General features: G+C 64.5%; 16 protein-coding genes. 10 read left to right on the top strand and 6 right to left on the bottom strand.

Going from position 1 to position 22,677, the window contains the following annotated elements; all coding sequences use genetic code 11:
- Positions 1 to 20: 20 nt before the first annotated feature.
- Positions 21 to 4,352, top strand: a complete 4,332-nt coding sequence (locus KFO72_RS27625) for a translocation/assembly module TamB domain-containing protein (RefSeq protein WP_225033456.1) — start codon at positions 21 to 23, stop codon at positions 4,350 to 4,352.
- An 82-nt stretch (positions 4,353 to 4,434) separates the two neighbouring features.
- On the opposite strand, the gene KFO72_RS27620 is transcribed toward KFO72_RS27625, so the two are convergent.
- From KFO72_RS27620 to KFO72_RS27610, 3 genes are all read right to left on the bottom strand, one after another.
- Positions 4,435 to 6,327 carry an adhesin gene (locus tag KFO72_RS27620; RefSeq protein ID WP_225033455.1) on the bottom strand — a complete coding sequence of 631 codons (1,893 nt, stop codon included), beginning with the start codon at positions 6,325 to 6,327 and terminating at the stop codon, positions 4,435 to 4,437.
- Positions 6,328 to 6,638: 311 nt separating this feature from the next.
- Positions 6,639 to 8,819 (bottom strand): methionine--tRNA ligase, encoded by a 2,181-nt coding sequence (metG, locus tag KFO72_RS27615; protein WP_225033454.1) that lies wholly within the window; start codon positions 8,817 to 8,819, stop codon positions 6,639 to 6,641.
- Between the two features lie 537 nt (positions 8,820 to 9,356).
- Entirely contained in the window at positions 9,357 to 10,007 is a 651-nt protein-coding gene (locus KFO72_RS27610; RefSeq protein ID WP_054929875.1) for an OmpA family protein, read from the bottom strand.
- A 269-nt stretch (positions 10,008 to 10,276) separates the two neighbouring features.
- On the opposite strand from KFO72_RS27610, the gene apbC reads away from it, so the two are divergent.
- The 8 genes from apbC to KFO72_RS27570 all read left to right on the top strand — a co-directional run bounded on the left by apbC (position 10,277) and on the right by KFO72_RS27570 (position 18,066).
- Complete coding sequence (gene apbC / locus KFO72_RS27605; RefSeq protein WP_054929887.1) at positions 10,277 to 11,365, top strand: iron-sulfur cluster carrier protein ApbC; 1,089 nt, start codon at positions 10,277 to 10,279, stop codon at positions 11,363 to 11,365.
- A 185-nt stretch (positions 11,366 to 11,550) separates the two neighbouring features.
- Positions 11,551 to 12,084, top strand: a complete 534-nt coding sequence (locus tag KFO72_RS27600) for a superoxide dismutase family protein (protein ID WP_054929888.1) — start codon at positions 11,551 to 11,553, stop codon at positions 12,082 to 12,084.
- Positions 12,085 to 12,389: 305 nt separating this feature from the next.
- Entirely contained in the window at positions 12,390 to 12,959 is a 570-nt protein-coding gene (gene dcd, locus KFO72_RS27595; protein WP_036003461.1) for a dCTP deaminase, read from the top strand.
- Between the two features lie 82 nt (positions 12,960 to 13,041).
- Positions 13,042 to 15,324 (top strand): arginine/lysine/ornithine decarboxylase, encoded by a 2,283-nt coding sequence (locus KFO72_RS27590; protein ID WP_054929876.1) that lies wholly within the window; start codon positions 13,042 to 13,044, stop codon positions 15,322 to 15,324.
- Positions 15,324 to 16,073, top strand: a complete 750-nt coding sequence (locus KFO72_RS27585; RefSeq protein ID WP_176053737.1) for a lysozyme inhibitor LprI family protein — start codon at positions 15,324 to 15,326, stop codon at positions 16,071 to 16,073. Before KFO72_RS27590 ends, KFO72_RS27585 begins: the two co-directional genes overlap by 1 nt.
- 242 nt (positions 16,074 to 16,315) lie before the next feature.
- Complete coding sequence (locus KFO72_RS27580; protein WP_036003470.1) at positions 16,316 to 16,993, top strand: CsgG/HfaB family protein; 678 nt, start codon at positions 16,316 to 16,318, stop codon at positions 16,991 to 16,993.
- 30 nt (positions 16,994 to 17,023) lie between these two features.
- Positions 17,024 to 17,389 carry a DUF4810 domain-containing protein gene (locus KFO72_RS27575; protein ID WP_060599997.1) on the top strand — a complete coding sequence of 122 codons (366 nt, stop codon included), beginning with the start codon at positions 17,024 to 17,026 and terminating at the stop codon, positions 17,387 to 17,389.
- A 2-nt stretch (positions 17,390 to 17,391) separates the two neighbouring features.
- Positions 17,392 to 18,066 carry a DUF799 domain-containing protein gene (locus KFO72_RS27570; protein ID WP_054929889.1) on the top strand — a complete coding sequence of 225 codons (675 nt, stop codon included), beginning with the start codon at positions 17,392 to 17,394 and terminating at the stop codon, positions 18,064 to 18,066.
- Positions 18,067 to 18,122: 56 nt separating this feature from the next.
- Here the strand turns inward: KFO72_RS27570 and KFO72_RS27565 are convergent, their stop codons facing one another.
- The 3 genes from KFO72_RS27565 to KFO72_RS27555 all read right to left on the bottom strand — a co-directional run bounded on the left by KFO72_RS27565 (position 18,123) and on the right by KFO72_RS27555 (position 21,583).
- On the bottom strand, positions 18,123 to 19,043 hold the full coding sequence (locus KFO72_RS27565; RefSeq protein WP_224100234.1) for a bestrophin family protein: 921 nt from the start codon (positions 19,041 to 19,043) through the stop codon (positions 18,123 to 18,125).
- Between the two features lie 202 nt (positions 19,044 to 19,245).
- On the bottom strand, positions 19,246 to 20,652 hold the full coding sequence (gene argH, locus KFO72_RS27560) for an argininosuccinate lyase (protein ID WP_225033453.1): 1,407 nt from the start codon (positions 20,650 to 20,652) through the stop codon (positions 19,246 to 19,248).
- A gap of 118 nt (positions 20,653 to 20,770) precedes the next feature.
- Positions 20,771 to 21,583, bottom strand: coding sequence for a helix-turn-helix transcriptional regulator (locus KFO72_RS27555; protein ID WP_036003478.1), 813 nt, complete (start codon positions 21,581 to 21,583; stop codon positions 20,771 to 20,773).
- A gap of 151 nt (positions 21,584 to 21,734) precedes the next feature.
- Between KFO72_RS27555 and KFO72_RS27550 the strand changes: the two genes are divergently transcribed.
- Positions 21,735 to 22,487, top strand: coding sequence for a class I SAM-dependent methyltransferase (locus KFO72_RS27550; RefSeq protein WP_225033452.1), 753 nt, complete (start codon positions 21,735 to 21,737; stop codon positions 22,485 to 22,487).
- Positions 22,488 to 22,677: the final 190 nt, after the last annotated feature.

Raw genomic sequence — 22,677 nt, 5'->3', positions numbered from 1 at the left:
ATCGACGGCACTTTTTGAGCATGACGACGGACCTATCCGAGAACTCATCCGACCACCCGTCCGGCGGCGCACCGTCCGGCGGCGAACCGCCGGGCGGTCCGGATGGTTCGGACACGCCGCCGCCGAGGAAGCGGCGTCGTCTGTGGAAAAAGATCGCATGGGCGATCACCGTGCCCGCAGTGCTCGTTGCGCTCGTCGGCGGGCTGCTGTACGGCGTGGTCGTCACCGAGCGCGGCACCGCGTACGCGTGGCAGACGGCCGTGAAGCTGCTGCACGGCCAGCTGGAAGGCAAGCTCGACGGCGGCGCGATCGCGACGGGGCTGCACATGCGCGACGTGCGCTGGCGCAGCCTCGACGGTAGCGGCACAGATATTCGCGTCGACCGCATCGACGGGAAATGGGCGCTGTCCGACAAGCCGTGGCGTTTCGTCGTCGATTATCTGCATGTCGGCACCGTCGAAGCGCGTATCGCGCCGTCCACGTCGAAGTCCAAGCCGCTGAGTCTGCCGCAGGATCTGCGGCTGCCGCTGCAACTGGCCGTGCGCGATCTGAGCGTCGGGAAGCTGATCCTGCACGAGGGCGCATCCACCTCGGAATACGCGCGGCTGCTGTTCCATGGGCGCAGCGACGGGCGCCATCACGAAGCGTCCGTCGATCGCCTCGATACGCCGTTCGGCGCAGTGACGGCAGCGGCGAAGCTAGACGGCGTGCGGCCGTTTCCGCTGACGGGCGACGCTGGCTATTCGGGCAAGGTCAACGACGAAGCCGTCCAGGTGAGCGCGCATCTGTCGGGTTCGCTCGAAACGCTGGTTGCCGAGCTCGACGCATCGGGCATGAAGCTGACAGGCCACGCGCGCGTCGAGGCGACGCCGTTCGCGGAGGTGCCACTGCAACGCGCGACGCTGAATTTCGATCACGTCAATCCGCAAGCGTTCGCGCCCGGCGCGCCGCTGGCCGATCTCGCCGTGCGCGCAGAACTCCAGCCGGTGCAGCGGGACGCGGCAGGGCATGGGGTGCCCGCGAGTGGCGCGGACGTGGCGAGTGCCGTGGCTGCTGCGAGCACGGTCACGGCGGCGGGTTCGGTGGGTTCGTCGGGTTCGGCGAGCGGGGGGAAATCTGCGCGTGCGGGCAGTTCGGCCAGTTCGGCGAAAGCAGGCCACGCGGCAAGTTCCTCAGTCCTCGCGAGCGCGGCAAGTGCACCTGGCGCACCGCTGGCGGCATCGCAGGCGGAAGCCGATGCCGCCCATCGCTCGCCGGGTTTCGCGGTGCAAGGCCAGGTGTCGATTGTGAACGCGAAGCCCGGCTCGATCGATGCGCATCTGCTGCCGCTGATCGACGCGCGCGCCGACGTGAGGCTCGACGCCAAGGCGCAGCGCATTTCGAACCTCGCCGTGCGCCTGCTGAAGGAAGCGACCGTCACGGGCGGCGGCGAGCTGATGGGCAAGCGTGGCCAGTTCGATCTGAAGGTCGCGAAGCTCGATCTGAACGCGCTGCAAGCGAGCGTGCGGCCGACGCAGTTCGCCGGCCCGGTCTCGATCCGGCTGAACGACGACGTGCAGAGCGTCACGCTCGACCTGAACGATCCGAAGGCGGCGCTGCGCGTGCAGGGCAAGGTCACGCTCGACCCCGCGCGCACCAGTTTCAACGACGTGCGCGTGAGTTCGGGCAAGGGACGCATCGACCTGAACGGTGCGATCAAGCGCGACGCCAGTTCCACCTATAACCTGAAGGCGACGCTGACGGATTTCGATCCGCTGTCGTTGACCACGCAGACGCCGTCGCGCGCGGCGGCGCCAGCCAGCGCGAGCGGCTCGGGCAAGGGCAAGAGCGCACCGGCAGGCGCGCCGAAAGCGCCCGTGAAAGCTCCCGCGTCGCGCAAGATCGAGGCACGCGTGAACGGCACGCTGACGGCGGCGGGCCTGCTCGCACCAACCTTCACGACAAAAGCCGAGTTCCGTCTCGGCGAAAGCGTCTACGACGGCCTGCCGATGACGGGCAGCGGCACGATCCAGCTCGCCGGATCGCGCATTCTGCCGAGCCGCGCGAATTTGTCGGTGGCGGGCAATCAGGTCGATCTGCAAGGCAGCTTCGGCGCGCGCGGCGACCGGCTGCGCTTTCATGTCGACGCGCCGGAACTGGAGCGGCTCGGCTTCGGTCTCGCCGGCGTGGTCGCGGCGCAGGGCGACGTGACGGGCACGTTCGAGCATCCGAATGTCATGCTCGACTACAACGCCGACAGCGTCGTGTTCGGTGCGAACAAGGTCGGGCACGCCGAAGGGCACGCCGAACTGCGCGACGGTGCGAACGGCGCGATGGTCTTCACGACGGACGCGCGCAATCTCAGCACGGCGGGCGTCGAACTGAACACGCTCACCGCGCGCCTGAACGGCACGCGTGCAAAGCACACGCTCGAAGCCGCCGCGAAAGGCACGCTGCAAGGCCGCCCACTCGATCTGGCCGTGGCCGCGAACGGCAAACTCACCGATGCGCGCGACGGCACGCACTGGGACGGCACCGTCACGCGCCTGTCGAACAAGGGCACGCCTGCGCTCAACATGGAGACGCCGCTGACCGTCAGCGCGGGCGGCCAGCGCGTGACGCTCGGCCCGACGCGCCTCACGCTGGAGGGCTCGGTGCTCGACCTGAAGTCGTTTGCGCTCGATCACGGGCGCATCAGGTCGGCGGGTACGCTGACGGGCGTGTCGGTGGCGCGCATGCTCGAACTGCGCCAGGAGTTCACGGGCGTGCCGTCGACCTTGAAGACGGACCTCGTGTTCGACGGCGACTGGGACTTTGCGCTCGGCGAGACCGCGACAGGCCATATCCAGCTGAAGCGGCGCGGCGGCGACATTACGATCGAGGTCGGACGCGGCTTCTCGCCGCTCGGCATCACCGACGTCGCGGCGCGTGCGGATTTCAGCGGCGGCAATCAGCTGAACGCGACCGTACATGCGCAGGCAAGCCGCATCGGCGTGGTCGACGCGTCGGCGCACACGACGCTCGTACCGCGCGACGGCGTGCTGATGGTCAACGACGAAGGGCCGCTGTCGGGCTCGATCAACGCGAACGTGCCGTCGCTGAAGACGACGGGCGGCCTGTTCGGGCCGAGCTACCTGCTCGACGGCCATCTGGCGTTGAAGCTCGCGCTCGGCGGCACGGTCGCGAAGCCGAATCTGTCGGGATCGCTGGTCGGCGACGGTCTGTCCGCGACGCTGGTCGATCTGGGGGTGCAGTTGAAGGACGGCGTGGTGCGCATCGCGTTGTCGGAGAACCTCGTCGATTTCCAGCAGGTCGAGTTCCACGGCGCGACAGGCACGCTGCGCGCGACGGGCCGCGTGCGGCTGGATAACACGGAGCCCGACCTGACGGCGAGCATCGTCGCCGATCAGCTCGAACTGTTCGCGTCGCCGGACCGGCAACTGACCATGTCGGGCAGCGCGAGCGTCGCCAACGCGGGCACCCAGGGCGGCCTCGCGATCAACGGCAAGTTCGTCATCGATCACGCGCTGTTCGATATGCCCGACAAGTCCGAGCCGCGGCTGGGCGACGACGTGGTGGTGGTGCGTCCGGATGGCTCGGTGGCGAGCGGCAAGCCGCAGGAAGTCGGCAATTCGAACAAGCCCGTCGGCGCGTTTGCGCCGCGCGCGAACATCGATATCGATCTCGGCCAGAAATTCCGCTTCCGCGGCCAGGGCGCCGATGTCGGTCTGCGCGGCACGATCACGGCGCTGTCCGCGCCGAATCTGCCGCTGCGGGCAGTGGGCAACGTGCGCGTGACGGAGGGTTCGACCTATACGGCATTCGGCCGCAAGCTCGGCATCGAGAACGGCTTCTTCACGTTCAACGGGCCGGTTGCGAACCCCGGCATCAATATTCTCGCGATGCGCCGCAACCAGCAGGTCGAAGCGGGCGTGCAGGTGACGGGCACGATCCAGTCGCCCGTCGCGAAGCTGGTGTCGGAGCCGAACGTGCCCGACAACGAAAAGCTGTCGTGGCTGCTGTTCGGCCACGGCACCGACCAGGGCAACAACGTCGGCCAGCAAAGCACGATGACGACGGCGCTCGCGTTGCTCGGCAGTGCGAGCGGCAAGCGTATCGCGCAGGAGTTCGGGCTCGACGAGTTCTCGATCGGGCGAAGCGAAGTGGGGCTGACCGATCCACAGGTCGTGATGGTGTCGAAGGCGATGAGCGAATGGCTCGTGATCGGCTACGAACAGGGTTTGCAGTCGGCGAGCAACGCGATCAAGGCGACGGTGAACCTGACGCGTTACTGGTCGGTGGCCGCGTACGGCGGCACCTTCCAGGGGATGGATCTGCAGTACACGCGGCGCTTCGACCGGCTGCGGTGGTGACAAAAAAACCGGCGGGGCGGCGAGCGCCCGGCCGGTTTCTGGCTGGAAGACGGAGGCGACGTTCTACGCCGCCGTCACGTGGTCAGATTCGAGTCTGCAAGTTCACGTGGCCTTGCGCCTGTGCGTTCACGAGCGCCAGCACATTCCGGCCAAACGCTTCGGGCCGCCCCTCGAAAATCCGTTCTACCGCTTTCGTCTCGATCATCTTGCGGCGCAACGCTTCGCGCTCCTCGTGCTGGGTGGCGAGCCGCACGGCTGCGCGCACGTATTCGTCGACGGAATGGGTGGTCAGCCAGCCGGGCATGTCGCAGCGTTCAAACAGCCCGCTGTCGATGTGCTCGAAGACCTCGCGGCCGCACAGGTTGACGCCGGGCAGGCCGAGCGTGAATGCATCGACGATGCCGTTGGTGTTGCCGAACGGGAACGGGCTGACGAACATGTCCATCAGGTTGATCACCCTCAGATAGGCCGGATAGCTCATCCCGCCGTACACCACGACATTTTCGAGCGGCAGCGCGGACTCGACCAGACGGCGCACGTACGCGATATCGAGTCCTTCTGACCAGGACGTCATGAAGTGGAAGCCCACCGGGATGCCGGCCGTGTCGATGATGCGGCGGCACGCGTCGAGAAAGCGCGGATTGAGCTTCATCGCGCTCGCCGTCACGGCGATGTTGATGAACTCGCCACGCCTGGGGAGGCTCGGCGCAACGTCGGTCAGCAGCCTGGACGGCACGTACGGCTGGCCGTCTTTCGGCAGTTGCATCAGCTTTTCGCTGAAGCACGCGGGATCGCCGACGAAGTCTTCCTCGACGCTCACGTAGTCGATGCATTCGGCGTGCATCGTCGCGGGATGGCCGAGCGCGGCGATCTGCAGCGGCGCGACGCGCACGTTCGTCATGAAGACGGTATGCGGGAACATGCCGACGCTCGGCATGTACAGCACGGCCGCCTGATTCTCGAGCGCGAAGTCCCGCACCTGCCGGACGATCTCGCCGACATATTCGGCATGCTCGAACGGTATGAAGCGGTCGAACACCGCGCGTCCCGCTTCGTCTACATGCTGCGCGTCGCCGAACGCAACGACTTCGAAGCGCTCGCGGGCGGCGAGCATCGTGCGCGAATGGGTGCGATAGATCGAATGGCCGCCGTTGAACCATTCGAGCACCACCACCATCAGCGGCTTGCGTTCGCCGCGCGATGCCGCAGCTTCGGGCGTTGCAGCACGGCCGACTTCGGCTTCGTGGTCGAGCAGGCCGAGTGTGCCCAGCTTCTTGCGCACCAGCCGGCTGATGCCGCGCTTGATCGCGTGCCGGTTCGGCAAGTCCGAATAGCTGCAATGCATGTACGCACCGCAAACAGCCGGGCCGGCCAGATCGTCGAGATCTTCGATGGATTCGAGGGCGCTGGGCAGCCATTCGATCAGACGTTCGCGCTTGGCGTGCGCTGCGGGCGAAATCACCACGGCCGAACTGACGACCGACATGCCGAGGCTCGTTGCCAGCACGGGATCGCTCTTCGCCATGTCGGCGAGATCGATGTCGTACTCCGATTCCACGGTGTAGAGCACGATCTGCTTCCTGATCAGCGCTTTCGCGACGTCGGCGGCGGGCGCTTCGCCTGCGTCGGCGAGCAGCGTGCGCAGAATGTGGTCCGTGCTGCCATACGCCGACGCGACGAACAGCATGTTGAGGAAATGCCGGGCGGAGAAAAGCTGATTGAACTGTTTTTCGTTCAGCTGGAATTGCGGATCGGCGAGGAGCGCGGTGATGGCGTCCGTGATGCGCTGCAGCGTCCGCGCGCCTTCTTCGTTGGCCGGTCGGGTGGGGTCGGCGAGCGCCAGTTCGACGCCGGGCAGCCTGCTGCGGTTCGAGGCCAACGTATTGAACAACACGATCAGCTCTTCATTCGCGGCGTCGTGATCGCGCGCAGAAACGAGGGATTCGAACCGGTCGAGGGAGAATTCAGTGCTCATGTCAATGCTCTGTGGAAGCGGCTCAGCTTGCGCGAGCGCGTCGTGTTCAATGGAAAGCGGATAGCGCGGCGGCGTAGCGGGTGCATCTACCGCGAAGCGCGTGCCGTCTGCGTAGGAGGCCCGCGGCGCGCGTCTCATAAAGCGATCTCGATTTTCGAAGAATTCGCTGCGGATGAATCTAGGAGGAGTCTTATTTTGAGAGAGGAAGCCGCTGCAAAAAGCCCGGGCGTAAGGGCGAAAAAAAAGCACGTCGGGAGACGTGCTTTTTTGCGTGGGCGCGGGGGCCGCGCCGGAGGATGGCCGCTTAGGTGTTACTTGACGCGCATGCCGGGCTTCGCGCCGCTGTCCGGTTCGAGCACATAGATGCCCGGTTCGGCCTTTTCGTCAGCCGCCGATGCCGCGAGCACCATGCCTTCCGACAACCCGAACTTCATCTTGCGGGGCGCGAGGTTCGCGACCATCACGGTCAGCTTGCCGACCAGCTGTTCCGGTTGATACGCCGACTTGATGCCGGAGAACACGTTGCGCGTCTTCTCTTCGCCGACGTCGAGCGTGAGTTGCAGCAGCTTGTCCGACCCCTCGACCGCGCGGCAGTCGACGATCTTCGCGATGCGCAGATCGATCTTCGCGAAGTCGTCGATCGTGATGATGCCGCTGTCGTCCGGCTTCGCTTGCGCGTCGCCGTGCACGGCCGCCGTCGCTTTCGCGTGCGCCTTGGCTTTGGTTTTTGCGTCGGCGGCCTGGGCCTCGGGCGACACAGCCGGCTGCAGCGAGCCCCGGTTCGCGGCGAGCAGCGCCTCGATCTGCTTCGGGTCGACGCGCGTCATCAGATGCTTGTACGCGTTGATCGCGCGCGCCGAGCTCAGTGGCGTATTCGCGTGCGACCACGTCAGCGGCTCGATGCCGAGGAACGATTCGGCCGCTTCGATGACCTTCGGCAGCACGGGCTTGAGGGCCAGCGACAGCAGCCGGAACGCCTCGAGCGACACGCTGCACGTCTCGTGCAGCGCGACGGCATTGGCCGGGTCCTTCGCCTGATCCCACGGCTTGGCCGTATCGACGTACGCGTTGACGGCGTCTGCGAGTTCCATGGTCTGACGCAGCGCGCGGCCGTAGTCGCGTGCCTCGTAATGCGCGGCGATCTGCGGAATCGCCGTGCGCAGCGACGCGAGCAGCGGATGCTGCATCGCGCTGTCCTGCACGCGCCCGTCGAAACGCTTGATCAGAAAGCCCGCCGCGCGGCTCGCGATGTTCACGTACTTGCCGACGAGATCGCTGTTCACGCGCGCCTGGAAGTCCTCGAGATTCAGGTCGATGTCTTCCATCGTGCTGTTCAGCTTGGCCGCGAAGTAGTAGCGCAGCCACTCGGGGTTCATCCCCGTTTCGATCACGCTGTTGGCGGTGATGAACGTGCCACGCGACTTCGACATCTTCGCGCCGTCGACGGTCAGGAAGCCGTGCGCGAACACGTTGGTCGGCGTGCGATGGCCCGAAAATTCCAGCATGGCCGGCCAGAACAGCGTGTGGAAATACAGGATGTCCTTGCCGATGAAGTGATACTGCTCGGTCGTCGCGCCTTGCTTCGTCCATGCGTCGAAATCGAGGCCGCGCTTTTCCGCCAGATTGCGGAAGCTCGCGTAGTAGCCGACGGGCGCGTCCAGCCACACGTAGAAATACTTGCCCGGCGCGCCGGGAATCTCGAAGCCGAAGTAGGGCGCGTCGCGCGAGATGTCCCAGTCGGCGAGCTTCGCTTCACCCGCGTCGCCGAGCCATTCGCGCATCTTGTTGGTCGCTTCCTGCTGCGCGAGGCCGCCGACCCAGCCGCGCAGGAAATTCTCGCAGCGCGGATCGGACAGCTTGAAGAAGTAGTGCGTCGAGGTCTTCTTCACGGGCGTCGCGCCCGACACGACGGAATACGGGTTGATCAGCTCGGTCGGCTGATAGGTCGAGCCGCACACTTCGCAGTTGTCGCCGTACTGGTCCTTGGCGTGGCACTTCGGGCACTCGCCCTTGATGAAGCGGTCCGGCAGGAACATTTCCTTGACCGGGTCGTACGCCTGCTCGATGTCGCGCGCTTCGATCAGGCCGGCCTTCTGCAATGCCGTGTAGATCGATTCAGACAATACGCGATTCTCTTCGGAATCCGTCGAGTAGTAGTTGTCGAACGAAATGCCGAAGTTGTCGAAGTCGCGCTTGTGCTCCTGCCACACGCGCTCGATCAGCTGCTTCGGCGTGATGCCTTCCTGCTCCGCCTTCAGCATGATCGGGGTGCCGTGCGTGTCGTCGGCGCCGACGTAGTAGACCTCGTGCCCGTGCATTCGCAGCGCGCGGACCCAGATGTCCGTCTGGATATATTCGACCAGATGGCCGATATGGATTTGCCCGTTCGCGTACGGCAGGGCAGACGTGACGAGGATCTGACGGCGGCCCTTCGGCGCGCCGGCGGCGGTGAGGTCCGCGGATTGAACCGCGGTGGCGTCGGTTGCTGACATGTGGGTTCTATGGACTGGCGGAAGGTACGGGCGGCCGTCACGACGTTTCGGCGTCAGCGGACGGCGCTGTGCCCAGGACCGCATGGGCGGAGTGTCCGCTCATGCAGCTCGGGTGTCGAACGCGGCTTTGCGGACTCTCGTCGCGCGCGGAACCGGCCCGAATCGTCGATTTTACCAGCGTGAACTGCTGGCGACAGCGCGCGGAGAATGATGGTGCGGGGACGCGAGCGCGATGCGAGGAAAAATGGGGGGCTTCGCCTGCGGAACGAACGCCAGTGGCTGGCGAAAGCGGGGCAGGAACCCGTCAGAAAACAGGCAAAAAAAACCGGGGCTATAGGCCCCGGAGCAACAACGACAAGAGGAGAATGGTGACGCGGCGGCGTCGCCGCACACGTACCGTAAAGACAGACCGCGGAATTTCACAAGAGTTCGAAAAATTTTTCGATCAGCTTGTGAGGCCCTTCGAGGTTCGACTGAACGCGCCTCGCAAACCGGCGCGTGGATGCCTGCTCTGACGGTCTGTCTTTCCCCAAAAGCTTATTGGGCGTGCTGCGCCGTCGCACGCAGGTAGATTTCGACGCGGCGGTTTTGCGCGCGGCCCGCTTCCGTGTTGTTGTCGGCGATCGGCTGGTTGGCGCCCATGCCCGATGCCGCGAGGCGCTGTTGCGCGACGCCGTCTTGCGCGAGCTGGTTCACGACGCTTTGCGCGCGGTTGACGGAGAGCGTCTGGTTGTAGGCGGGCTGGCCGGTGCTGTCCGTGTGGCCCACGACTTGCGCGACGACTTCCGGGTTCTGGTTCAGCGTTTGCGCAACCTGCGTCAGCACGGGGGCGAACGTCGGCTTGATCGCGTAGCTGTTCGTGTCGAACGTGACCGAGCTCGGGATGTTCAGCTTCAGCGAGCCGTCCGGCTGCTCGGTGATCTGCGTGCCCGTGCCCTTCGTCGCGCCCGACAGCTTGTTCTTGATGTTCTGCCAGTTGTAGCCGGTCACGCCGCCGACAGCCGCGCCGACGCCTGCGCCGATCGCAGCGCCCTTGCCGCCGCCGAAGATCGCGCCGAGCGCGGCGCCCGTGCCTGCGCCGACGCCCGTGCCGACAGCCGTATCCGTGCCTTGCTGGGTCGCGCAGCCGCCGAGCAGCGCACCGACGACAGCCAGTGCCGACAAACGGGTCATGATTTTTGCATTCATTCTGGTTCCTCTCTTCAATTAAACAGTCGACAGTTGCAAGGGCTTGGGACCGTGCCGACAGCCGGAAAGGGTCTTCCGGCAGGCCCCTGCGTCAGCCACTACAATGACGACTGAGCAGGCGACGATTCGGCCCTATTGCAAAACTTGCGCGGCAAGCGTGCCAATGAGATAGGTTTTAGGCAATGCCGGATAACAATTTCTTTCAATATTTCAGGCGTGCAGCGCAGATTTCGATCGCGCACCGCGCCACGCGTTCCCACGGAGACTCAATGAGCATCGATCGGGCTTTGGTAGACGCCGCCCTCGCGGCCATCGCCGACCCTAACACCCAAAAGCCCTTCGCCGCAGCGAAGAACTTCAGGAACGTCAGCGTCGATGGTGCCACGGTCAGCGTCGACGTGGTACTCGGCTATCCGGCCAGGCGTCAGTTCGAAGCGATCCGCGCGCAAGTCGAGCAGGCGCTGCGCGCGGTGCCTGGCGTCGAAGCGGCGCGTGTGCAAGTGTCGCAGGACATCGCTGCGCATACCGTGCAGCGGGGCGTCAAACTGTTGCCGAACGTGAAGAATATCGTGGCCGTTGCGTCGGGCAAGGGCGGTGTCGGCAAGAGCACGACGGCCGTGAACCTTGCGCTTGCACTGGCGAGCGAAGGCGCGTCGGTGGGTATTCTGGACGCCGACATCTACGGCCCGTCGCTGCCCATGATGCTCGGCATCGAGGGCCGCCCGGAGTCGCCCGACGGCCAGTCGATGAACCCGATGGCGGGCCATGGCGTGCAGGCGAACTCGATCGGCTTTCTGGTCGAACAGGACAACCCGATGGTGTGGCGCGGCCCGATGGCCACGTCCGCGCTCGAGCAGTTGCTGCGGCAGACCAACTGGAAAGATCTCGACTACCTGATCGTCGACATGCCGCCGGGCACGGGCGACATCCAGCTCACGCTGTCGCAGCGCGTGCCCGTCACGGGCGCCGTGATCGTCACGACGCCGCAGGACATCGCGTTGCTCGATGCTAAGAAGGGCTTGAAGATGTTCGAGAAGGTAGGCATTCCCATTCTCGGCATCGTCGAGAACATGGGCATGCATATCTGCTCGAACTGCGGTCACGAAGAGCATATCTTCGGGACGGGCGGGGCGGAACGGATGTCGAAGGAATATGGCGTCGACGTGCTCGGCAGCCTGCCGCTCGACATCGCGATTCGCGAACAGGCCGACTCGGGCACGCCGACCGTGGTCGCGGACCCGGACGGCCGCATCGCGGAGATCTACCGGACGATTGCGCGCAAGGTCGCGATTCATATCGCCGAGCGCTCGCGCGACATGAGCTCGAAGTTCCCGACCATCGTCGTGCAGAACACATAAGGCGCGAAGGCGTTGCTGTGGCCGGCGCGGCGCAATTGAACAACGCGCCGGACAACGCTTCGATCAACGCTTCCGGGAACGGGTGGAAAGGGGTCTGAATGCGGCCCCGCTCGCGGTATCATGTCGGCTTCATCAGGTCCGGCAACGCGGTCGCGGAGACGGCCGGCGCTCGACAAGAGGATCGCATGAGAAAACGAATCGGCGGCGAGGCGATCAAGACCATCGTCGTCCTGGCTGCGGCCAGCGCCCTGCTGTCAGGGTGCATGGGCTTCCTGAAGCCACAGGAGAAACGCGCTGACGCGCAACTGCTGCCGACGCTGGGCAACCAGACGCGCGGCATGGTTACGTTCATCGAACGTTCTGACGGCGTTCAGGTGACCTACAACCTCACGGGCTTGCCGCCGAACAGCGATCACGCGCTGCAGGTGCACGAACGCGGCGACTGCAATTCCGCCGACGGCGCCGGCGCGGGCGCCGTGTTCGCACCCGCTGCGGAGCGGTTGAAGTCGGGTTCGCGCGTCGAGGGCGACCTCGGCAACATCCACGCGGACGCGGCGGGCGTGGCGGCGGGCTTCATCGTCGCGCCTGATGTCTCGCTCGACGGCGTGCGCTCCGTGCTGCAGCGCGCCGTGCTGGTCCACCGCGAAGCGTCCGATCCCTACGCGTATCCGCAACACGGCGCCGGCCCCGCGCTCGCGTGCGGGCTGATCCGTCAGTAAGCAGCGCCGTTCGCCTTCGGCAGTTCGTCCTGCTTCTTATCCGCCAATCGTTTGCGCGATACGCAAACGCCCGTTCTCCCGCCTGTTTTCGCTTCGATTCCTGCCGTTATCCACGTTGCATCGTCGATGGCTGTCAGAGCCGGCGCGCGCCATGGCGCGGCTCGTCCGCGCATGCGATTCAGCTTGCATCGGGCACGCCCGCCAGGTTCGCGTAAAATAAGCGCCTTTCGTCCGGCGGCGCGTGTTGCGAAAGCAGCGCGCAAGCGTCAGCCGGCCCGATTTCACCCCGTCAGCAGCGTTCACCTATGAGCATCAAATCCGACAAGTGGATCCGGCGCATGGCCGCAGAGCACAAGATGATCGAGCCGTTCGCGCCAGGCCAGGTGCGCGCGACGGAAGACGGTCGCAAGATCGTCAGTTACGGCACGTCGAGCTACGGCTACGACATCCGCTGCGCCGACGAATTCAAGATCTTCACGAACATCAACTCGACCATCGTCGATCCGAAGAACTTCGACGAGAAATCGTTTGTCGATTTCAAGGGCGACGTCTGCATCATCCCGCCCAACTCGTTCGCGCTCGCGCGCACGGTCGAGTATTTCCGCATTCCGCGCAGCGTGCTGACGGTCTGCCTCGGCAAATCGACGTACGCGCGCTGCGGCATCATCGTCAACGTGACGCCGTTCGAGCCGGAATGGGAAGGGCACGTCACGCTCGAATTCTCAAATACGACACCTTTGCCTGCGAAAATCTACGCGAACGAAGGCGTTGCGCAGGTGCTGTTCTTCGAAAGCGACGAGATTTGCGACGTGTCGTACGCGGATCGCGGCGGCAAATATCAAGGACAGCATGGCGTGACGTTACCGAAGACGTAACGCAACCGCGCATTGAATCACCAGCTATCCGGGTGACCGCTGCGCATCAGAAGCAGCGGTCGTTCTTTTTGGAGAATCGCACATGAAGTTTCGTTTTCCCGTCGTCATCATCGACGAGGACTTCCGCTCCGAGAACATCTCGGGTTCCGGCATCCGGGCGCTTGCCGAGGCTATCGAGAAAGAAGGCGCGGAAGTGCTGGGTCTCACGAGCTATGGCGATCTGACCTCGTTCGCGCAGCAGTCGAGCCGCGCGTCGTGCTTCATCCTGTCGATCGACGACGATGAACTGCTGCCCTACGTCGAGAACGGCGACGGCGAAACGCCCGACGTCGCGCCCGCGATCGTCGACCTGCGCGCGTTCGTCGAGGCGGTGCGCAAGCGCAATGCGGACATCCCCATCTTCCTGTACGGCGAAACGCGCACCTCGCGCCATCTGCCGAACGACATCCTGCGCGAACTGCATGGCTTCATCCACATGTTCGAGGACACGCCGGAGTTCGTCGCGCGGCACATCATCCGCGAGGCGAAGGTGTATCTGGATTCGCTCGCGCCGCCGTTCTTCAAGGAACTGGTGCAATACGCGGACGAAGGCTCGTACTCGTGGCACTGTCCCGGCCACTCGGGCGGCGTGGCGTTCCTGAAGAACCCGCTCGGCCAGATGTTCCACCAGTTTTTCGGCGAGAACATGCTGCGCGCGGACGTCTGCAATGCCGTCGACGAACTCGGCCAGCTGCTCGACCACACCGGCCCGGTCGCGGCATCGGAGCGCAACGCGGCGCGCATCTTCAGCGCGGACCATCTGTTCTTCGTGACGAACGGCACGTCCACGTCCAACAAGATCGTCTGGCATGCCACCGTGGCGCCGGGCGACATCGTGCTGGTGGACCGCAACTGCCACAAGTCGATCCTGCACGCGATCACGATGACGCACGCGATCCCCGTGTTCCTGACGCCGACGCGCAATCACTTCGGCATCATCGGGCCGATTCCGCGCGACGAATTCAAGCCGGAAAACATCCGCAAGAAGATCGAGGCGAATCCGTTCGCGCGCGAGGCGCTCGCGAAGAACCCGAACCTCAAGCCGCGCATTTTGACAATCACGCAGAGCACGTATGACGGCGTGATCTACAACGTCGAAATGATCAAGGATCTGCTCGGCGATCTGCTCGACACGCTGCACTTCGACGAGGCGTGGCTGCCGCACGCCGAGTTTCACGAGTTCTATCAGGACATGCACGCGATCGGCGCGGGCCGCCCGCGCACGGGCGCGCTGGTGTTCGCGACGCACTCCACGCACAAGCTGCTGGCGGGTATTTCGCAGGCGTCGCAGATTCTCGTGCAGGACAGCGAGAACAGCACCTTCGACCGCCACCGCTTCAACGAGGCGTATCTGATGCACACGTCCACCTCGCCGCAATACGCGATCATCGCGTCGTGCGACGTGGCGGCGGCGATGATGGAGCCGCCGGGCGGCACGGCGCTGGTCGAGGAATCGATTGCCGAGGCGCTCGACTTCCGCCGCGCGATGCGCAAGGTCGATGCCGAATACGGCGACGACTGGTTCTTCAAGGTCTGGGGCCCGGAAGAACTGGCGGAAGAAGGCATCGGCTCGCGCGAAGACTGGATGCTGCGTCCGAACGACCGCTGGCACGGCTTCGGCCCGCTCGCGGACGGCTTCAACATGCTCGACCCGATCAAGGCGACGATCATCACGCCGGGGCTCGACGTGGACGGCGAATTCGGCGAGACGGGCATTCCCGCGGCGATCGTCACGAAGTATCTGGCGGAGCACGGCATCATCGTCGAGAAGACGGGTTTGTACTCGTTCTTCATCATGTTCACGATCGGCATCACGAAGGGCCGCTGGAACTCGATGGTCACGGAGCTTCAGCAGTTCAAGGACGACTACGACAACAACCAGCCGCTGTGGCGCGTGCTGCCCGAGTTCGTCGCGCAACATCCGGCCTATGAGCGCATCGGCCTGCGCGATCTGTGCGAACAGATCCACAGCGTCTACCGTGCGAACGACATCGCGCGTCTGACGACGGAGATGTACCTGTCGAGCATGGAGCCCGCCATGAAGCCTTCGGACGCGTTCGCGAAGCTCGCGCACCGCGAGATCGACCGCGTGCCCATCGACGAACTCGAAGGCCGCGTCACGTCGATCCTGCTGACGCCGTACCCGCCGGGCATTCCGCTGCTGATTCCGGGCGAGCGCTTCAACCGGACCATCGTCAACTATCTGCGCTTCGCGCGCGAGTTCAACGAGCGCTTCCCGGGCTTCCATACGGATATCCACGGGCTGGTCGGTGAGACGATCAACGGGCGCATCGAGTACTTCGTCGATTGCGTGCGCGATTCGTGATGGTGAAGACAGCACTGCGCTCCGGGTGGTGGCGTCGTGCGCGCGAGAGCGCGCCGGCGGCGCTGTGCGCGTTCGCATCGGCAGTGACGTTGGCGAGCGCGCTGATGATGGCACCCGGCGCGGCGCATGCCGAAGTCGCTGCCGCCGACCCCATCGACGCATCGATGCGCGCGTGTCTGGCGCGCGCCGACATGTCGTCGACGATCGGTCAGGTGCAGTGCATGGACGCGGCGCGGCTCGCGTGGCAGGCGTCGATGGACCAGTCGTTGCAGCAGTTGCTGTCCAAAGCACCCGACGCGCAGCGCAAGAAGTGGGAAGAAAGCCAGAAGCGCTGGAAGGCCTGGCGCGAAGCGGACGGCAAGTTGCTCGCCGACGTGCTCGCCACGACACGCGGCACGTCCTACCAGCTCGCGGTCGCCGACATGCAGTTGCAGCCGGTGCGCGACCGCGCGCTCGCGCTGCGCGCAGCGGCGTTGAACGCGGGCAGGCAGGACCCGAAGAAGCGCCCGCGCGCCTGCTCGTTCGACGCGCAATGCGAGCACGCGATGTTCGACCTGAACCGCTATTACCGGCGCCTGCACGCGAAGCTGCCTGCACATACGCGGCCCGTCCTGTCTCGCGCGCAACGCGCGTGGACGGCTTACCGCGATGCGACCGTCCCATTGATGGACGCGCGCTCGCAGGTCGATATCATCGGCGCGCGCGTCGCCCAGCTCAAGCGCATGGGCGACACGGCCGGCAACGACTGAGCCGCAGACTTCGAAAAAATTGTTCAATTAGCCAAGTGCTTCTCACCGCACGCATGTTCTATGCGCGGTGAGTCAAATCGTCCTGCGCGCGCTCCCATTTAGTGACATTTTTTTAAAGATGCATCGCCAGGTGCCGTTATCTTACGTTGCGTTACCAGAGCGTCGGATAGAAGCACGGCACGCAGCACGCCTGATCCCGATGGCCCTGGAACGCGAGCCATTCTTTGAACGGGATCACTATCTTGAAGCTAACCAAACCCTCCGCATTGCTCGTCGCCACGTTCGTTGCTGCGGCACTGAGCGGATGCGCGACGGAGGCGTCGCGCTCGCTGCCGACGCCCGAAGTCAGCAGTGCACAAGTGCCGTATGCCGGCAAGCCGGTGCTCGTCTCCGTCGGCAAGTTCGACAATCGTTCGAGCTACTTGCGCGGCATCTTCTCCAACGGCATCGACGTGGTGGGCAGCCAGGCGAAGACTATCCTCGTCACGACCTTGCAGCAGAGCCGCCGCTTCTCGGTACTCGAGCGCGACAACATGAATGAGATCGCGCAGGAAGCGTCGCTTGCGAACAAGACGCAGAAGCTCAAAGGCGCAAGCTACGTGATTACCGGCGACGTCACCGAGTTCGGCCGCAAGGAAGTCGGCGACCACCAGTTGTTCGGCATTCTGGGGCAGGGCAAGAGCCAGATCGCGTACGCCAAGGTCAGTCTGAACATCGTCGACACGACGACTTCCGAAGTGGTCGCAACCAGCCAGGGCGCGGGCGAATACAGTCTGTCGAACCGCGAAGTGATCGGCTTCGGCGGCACGGCTTCGTACGACTCCACGCTCAACGGCAAGGTGCTCGATCTGGCCATCAAGGAAGCCGTCAATCATCTGGTGCAGCAGGTCGACGCAGGCGCATTGCAGGCGTCGAAGTAAGTCCGTTACGGGATATTCCGAGGAACCACAATGAAAAAAGAACAATGGCTGACGGGCCTCGCGTTGCCCGTCGCGGCAGCGTGCGCGCTGCTGACGGGGTGCGCGAACACGACGAAGAGCGTTGCGCTCTATCAATGGGACGGCTACCAGCCGCAGGTCTACGAGTACTTCAAGGGCAAGAACAGTCCGCAGCAGCAGATCGATGCGCTCGAGAAGGCGCGTCAGCAGATCGCCGCGAAGGGCGCAGCGGTGCCGCCGGGCTTCCATGCCCATTTGGGCATGCTGTACGCGAGCGTCGGCAACGATCAGCAGGCGAAGCAGGAATTGCTCGCCGAAAAGCAGTCGTTTCCTGAGTCGACGGTTTACATGGACTTCCTGTTGAGCAAATTCCAATAATGATGAAACGCATTCTTTCACTCAAACTGATCGCTGCGATGTCCGTGCTGGTCGCACTCACGGCATGCGTGTCGAAGCCCGCGCGTCAGATGGACTACACCGCGTTCCGCAACAGCAAGCCGAGCACGATTCTCGTGCTGCCGCCCGTCAACGACACGACCGACGTCGGCGCGAGCTACAGCATGCTGTCGCAGATGACGATGCCGCTCGCGGAAGGCGGCTATTACGTGGTGCCTGTCGCCGAAATGGAAGAGACGTTCAAGCACAACGGGCTGACCAATGCGAACGATATCCAGAACGTCGCGCCCGACAAGCTGCGCAGCATCTTCGGCGCGGACGCCGCGCTGTACACGAAGATCTCGCAATATGGCTCGAAGTACATGGTGATCGACAGCACGACGGCCGTTACGGCCAGCGCGAAGCTGGTCGATCTGCGTTCCGGCGATACCCTCTGGTCCGGCGCAGCCGGCGCGACGGGCAAGGAACTGGGCGGCAACGTGAACGTCGGCGGCGGGCTGATCGGCGCGCTGGTGCAGGCGGCCGTGAAGCAGGTCGCGCACACGTTGAGCGACGAAGCGCACGACGTCGCGGGCCTGACGAGCCGCAAGCTGCTGTCGAGCGGCGGCGCGGATGGTTTGCTGTATGGTCCGCGTTCGCCGAAGTACGGCACGGACTGATATTGCTGTAACGGACGCGCGCCGGGCGGGCTCGGCGCGCGTTTCCCGTGCGCGCGTCAGGTGAGCAGGTAACCGTCTTTCGCAGCGGTTTTTTGCAGCGAAGGCTGCGCGAGCAGGTCGCGCGCGGCGTCTTCGATGAACCCGGACAGCGCATCGAGCGCGAGGTCGTTGTCGTCGGTGCCGAACGGCTCTTCAATCTGCGATGCGATCGCGTCGAGCGCCATGAACGTGTACGCGACGAACACCGAGAACACGGGCGTGAACACGCCGACCGTTTCCACCAGCCCGAAGGGCAACGCCGCGCAGAAGAAGTACACGGTGCGGTGAATCATTACTGAATACGCGAACGGCAGCGGCGTCGACACGATCCGCTCGCAGCCGCCGACCACATCCGAGAGCCCATTCAGATTGCGGTCGATGGCCTGGACCGTCCATGCGTCCAGCTTGCCGTCGCGCGCCTGGCGCTGCGTCCATTCGCCGAGCCAGAGCATGATCGTCGCGGGCCGATAGCGCGACAACATGACGCGCTCGAAGAGCGGCTTGTCGAGTCTCGTCGACAGATCTTCCGACGGGTCCGTACCTCTCAACTGATGCCGCAGCGCATGCGCGAACCCGCACAAGGCTTGCACGAAGGCTTGCGTTTCGCTTGCGTCGATATGGGCGCTCGGCAGCGTCAACACCTGACGCGTGAGCGAACGCGTCTCGTTGAGCAGGCTGCCCCAGAGCTTGCGCGCTTCCCAGTAGCGGTCATAGCTCGCGCTGTTGCGAAAGCCGAGGAAGATAGCCAGTGCAATGCCGATCAGCGAGAACGGCGTGGTGGTCATGTTGATGCTGATCTTCAGCAGATGAACATGCACGGCGAGCGCGACCAGCGAAATGAGCAGGATGACGCACAGACGCGGCAGCAGTTCGGGCAGCACGGAACCGCGCCACGCGAGCAGCATGCGGAACCAGCGGAGTTGTGGGCGGATGATCATGACAGTGAACGATGAAAGCCGATGGTTGCCGTGATAGTAGCCGACGACGGCGCTTCGCAACGGCAGGCGAGGCGACAGCGGCCCACTGTTGCCGCGGTGCAGCGAAGGCGCACGGGTCTGAAGCCGCAGGCAACCCGTGCGAAAACAAAAAAGGCGAACCCTCGCCAGAGAGTCCGCCTTTCAGCAGCCGAATGGAAGCGGCCTAGCCGAGCGCAGCCCGCGCAGCGGCAACAGCGGCGCGCACCTGATCCGGCGCGGTGCCGCCCGGATGATTGCGGCTCGCCACCGATCCTTCGAGCGTCAGATAGCCGAACACATCGTCGCCCAGCAACGAAGCGACGTTCGGCAGTTCAGCCTTCATCTCGTCGAGCGTGAGATCGGCCAGATCGCAGCCGCGCTGTTCGCAGAAACGAACCGCGTGCGCGACGGCTTCGTGCGCGTCGCGGAACGGCAAGCCGCGCTTGACGAGGTAGTCGGCGAGATCGGTTGCCGTCGAGAAGCCTTGCAGTGCAGCCGCACGCATGTTGTCCGCCTTCACCGTGATGCCCGCGACCATCTCGGCGAAGATACGCAGCGTATCGGCGACGGTGTCGACGGTATCGAACAGCGGTTCCTTGTCTTCCTGATTGTCCTTGTTGTACGCGAGCGGCTGGCCTTTCATCAGCGTGAGCAGCGCCATCAGATGGCCGTTCACGCGGCCCGTCTTGCCGCGCGCCAGTTCGGGCACGTCCGGGTTCTTCTTCTGCGGCATGATCGACGAGCCGGTGCAGAAGCGGTCGGCGATGTCGATGAAGCCGACGCGCGGGCTCATCCACAGCACGAGTTCTTCGGAGAAGCGCGACACGTGCGTCATGACCAGCGCCGACGCCGCCGTGAATTCGATCGCGAAGTCGCGGTCGGACACGGCGTCGAGCGAGTTCGCGCAGATGCCGTCGAAGCCGAGCGTCTTCGCGACGGCGTGACGGTCGATCGGATAGCTCGTGCCGGCGAGCGCCGCTGCGCCGAGCGGCAGGCGGTTCACGCGCTTGCGGCAATCCACCATGCGCTCGGCGTCGCGCGAGAACATCTCGACGTAGGCGAGCAGGTGATGGCCGAACGTCACGGGCTGCGCGACCTGCAAATGCGTGAAGCCCGGCATGATCGTGCCGGCGTTGGTTTCGGCGAGTTCGAGGAGCGCGAGACGCAGATCCTTCAGCAGACCGCCGATACGGTCGATTTCGCCGCGCAGCCACAGGCGGATGTCGGTCGCGACCTGGTCGTTGCGCGAGCGGCCCGTGTGCAGGCGCTTGCCGGCATCGCCGATCAGGGCGGTGAGGCGCGCTTCGATGTTCAGGTGCACGTCTTCGAGGTCGAGTTGCCATTCGAACTCGCCGCGCTCGATTTCACCCTTGATCTGCGCCATGCCGCGCTGGATTGCCGCGAGGTCGTCGGCGCTGATGATCTTTTGCGCGGCCAGCATCGACGCGTGCGCAAGCGAGCCTTCGATATCGACGAGCGCCAGACGCTTGTCGAAGAAGACCGACGACGTGTAGCGCTTGACGAGTTCCGACATCGGCTCGGAGAAGCGAGCCGACCAGGCTTCGCCTTTTTTATGCAGTTGGGACGTCATGGTGATGGGCAGTATGCGAGGTGAAGACGCTGACGGCGCATGGAGACGCGCGCCGCCTCGAAGGAGACAACGATTTTAACACCCGCCGTGCGGGCCGCTTTCGGGTGGCCGGGAAAGCTCATTCGCGCATCAGCACGACGAGCTTCAGGTCTTCGCGGTGCGCGGGCTTGAAGGTGATCTGGTTGTAGACGACGTGGCCGTCGCGCGGATGATCGAAGCGGCGCTGGCCGCCTTCGCGCTCGTTGACGTCTTGCGACGCCCAGAAGCGCGCGAACGCGTCGCTCGAGGCGGACAGTTCGTCGATCAGCGAGCGCGTGGGCGCGTCGTTCTGATGGCGGATCGAATCGGCGCGATATTCGGCGGCGAGACGCCGCGCGCGGATTTCCCAGTCGACGATCAGGCTGCGCGCATCCGGCGACAGGAATGTGTAGCGCAGCAGATTGCGGTCGTGCTCGCCGTCGAGCCAGCCGACGAACAGGTCTGCCGCTGGCTCGTTCCAGGCGAGCGCGGTGAACTGGCGGTCGAGCACGTAGGCGGGCGCGCTGACGAGCTGCACGGTCTTGAGCAGCATGGCGGGGGTATCGGCGGCGGCGGGGTCCGGCTCGGCCGGGTCGCGCTGGGCGGCCAGTTCGAACAGATACGCGCGTTCGGCGCGCGAGAGCTGCAGCGCGACGGCGATACGCGCGAGCGCGTCGGCGGACGCGGACACGGGCCGTCCCTGTTCGATCCAGGTGTACCAGGTCGGGCTGACGCCGCACAGCTGCGCGACTTCCTCGCGCCGCAGGCCGGGTGTGCGGCGACGCGGGCCGGGCGGCAGGCCGACGGCTTGCGGCGACAGGCGCTCGCGATGCGCGCGGATGAACTCGCCGAGCGCGCGGGCGGGCGATGCATCGAGCGGCGGGGCGGAATCGGCGGGGGACGGCGTGGTCATGTGGCGAAACGGCGGTGGCTGGTAATGTTGATACCAGAATAATTGCTTGACTTGTACTGGTACAGGGCGGGCTCTATTGTAGCGACAGGCGAGGCGCCTCGCGACTTTGACCCTATCCTCACAAACAGCCCTGAAGGCACAGGAGCACACGATGAAGCATCACGATCAGGTAGCCGACGCGTTCGGCTCGACGGCAGCCTCGTATTTGACGAGCCAGGTTCACGCGACGGGCGTGGATTTGCAGACGCTGGCGGCTGCTGTGGCGGCGACGCCGGGCGCGGCGGTGCTCGATATGGGATGCGGCGCGGGGCATGCGAGTTTTGCGGTTGCGGTTTCTGCTGGATCTGTCGTGGCTTATGACATTGCGCCGCAGATGCTGGCTACGGTTGCTGCTGCCGCTGCTGAGCGCGGGTTGTCGAATATTCGTACGCAGCAGGGTGCGGCTGAAAAGATGCCGTTCGACGATGCTTCGTTTGATTGGGTCGTCAGCCGGATGAGCGCGCATCATTGGCACGATGTGCCGTTGGCGCTTGCCGAAGTGCGGCGGGTTTTGAAGCCTGGCGGGCGCGTGATGTTCATTGATATCGCTGGAAGCGAGCATCCACTGCTCGATACGCATCTTCAGGCTGTCGAAGTGCTGCGCGATGGGTCGCATATTCGCGATTATCGTGCGGATGAGTGGGTGGCGTTTTTTGCTGCGGCAGGGTTCGAGGCTATAGTGCGGGAGCGCTGGCGGCTCAATATCGAGTTTGCGTCGTGGGTCGCAAGGATGAGGACGCCTGAGGCGCGTGTCGCTGCGATTCGCTCTTTGTGGGCGTTCGCCCCGGATGAGGTTCGGGAATACTTCGATGTACACGAAGATGGGTCGTTTAAGCTCGATGCTTTGATGATTGAGGCGTGGTGAGGTTTGAGGTTTTTTTGTCTGCGACGCGTTTGGGTGGTGTGCTTATGTTTGCGCTGGCATCCGCGATTTGGACTTTGCGCTGGCATCCGCGTTACGTTAGCTCGCCTCACGCGTCGCCCCTGTGCGGGGCGGCACTGTAGTGGTCAAGTATTCCTGGACACTTTTTCTGCTTTCCACCTTTTGTGCATCG

It is taken from the genome of Paraburkholderia sp. XV (assembly GCF_020177535.1).
GTDB classification, from domain to species: Bacteria; Pseudomonadota; Gammaproteobacteria; order Burkholderiales; family Burkholderiaceae; genus Paraburkholderia; species Paraburkholderia caribensis.
This window is presented reverse-complemented; position numbering and strand designations above follow the sequence as displayed.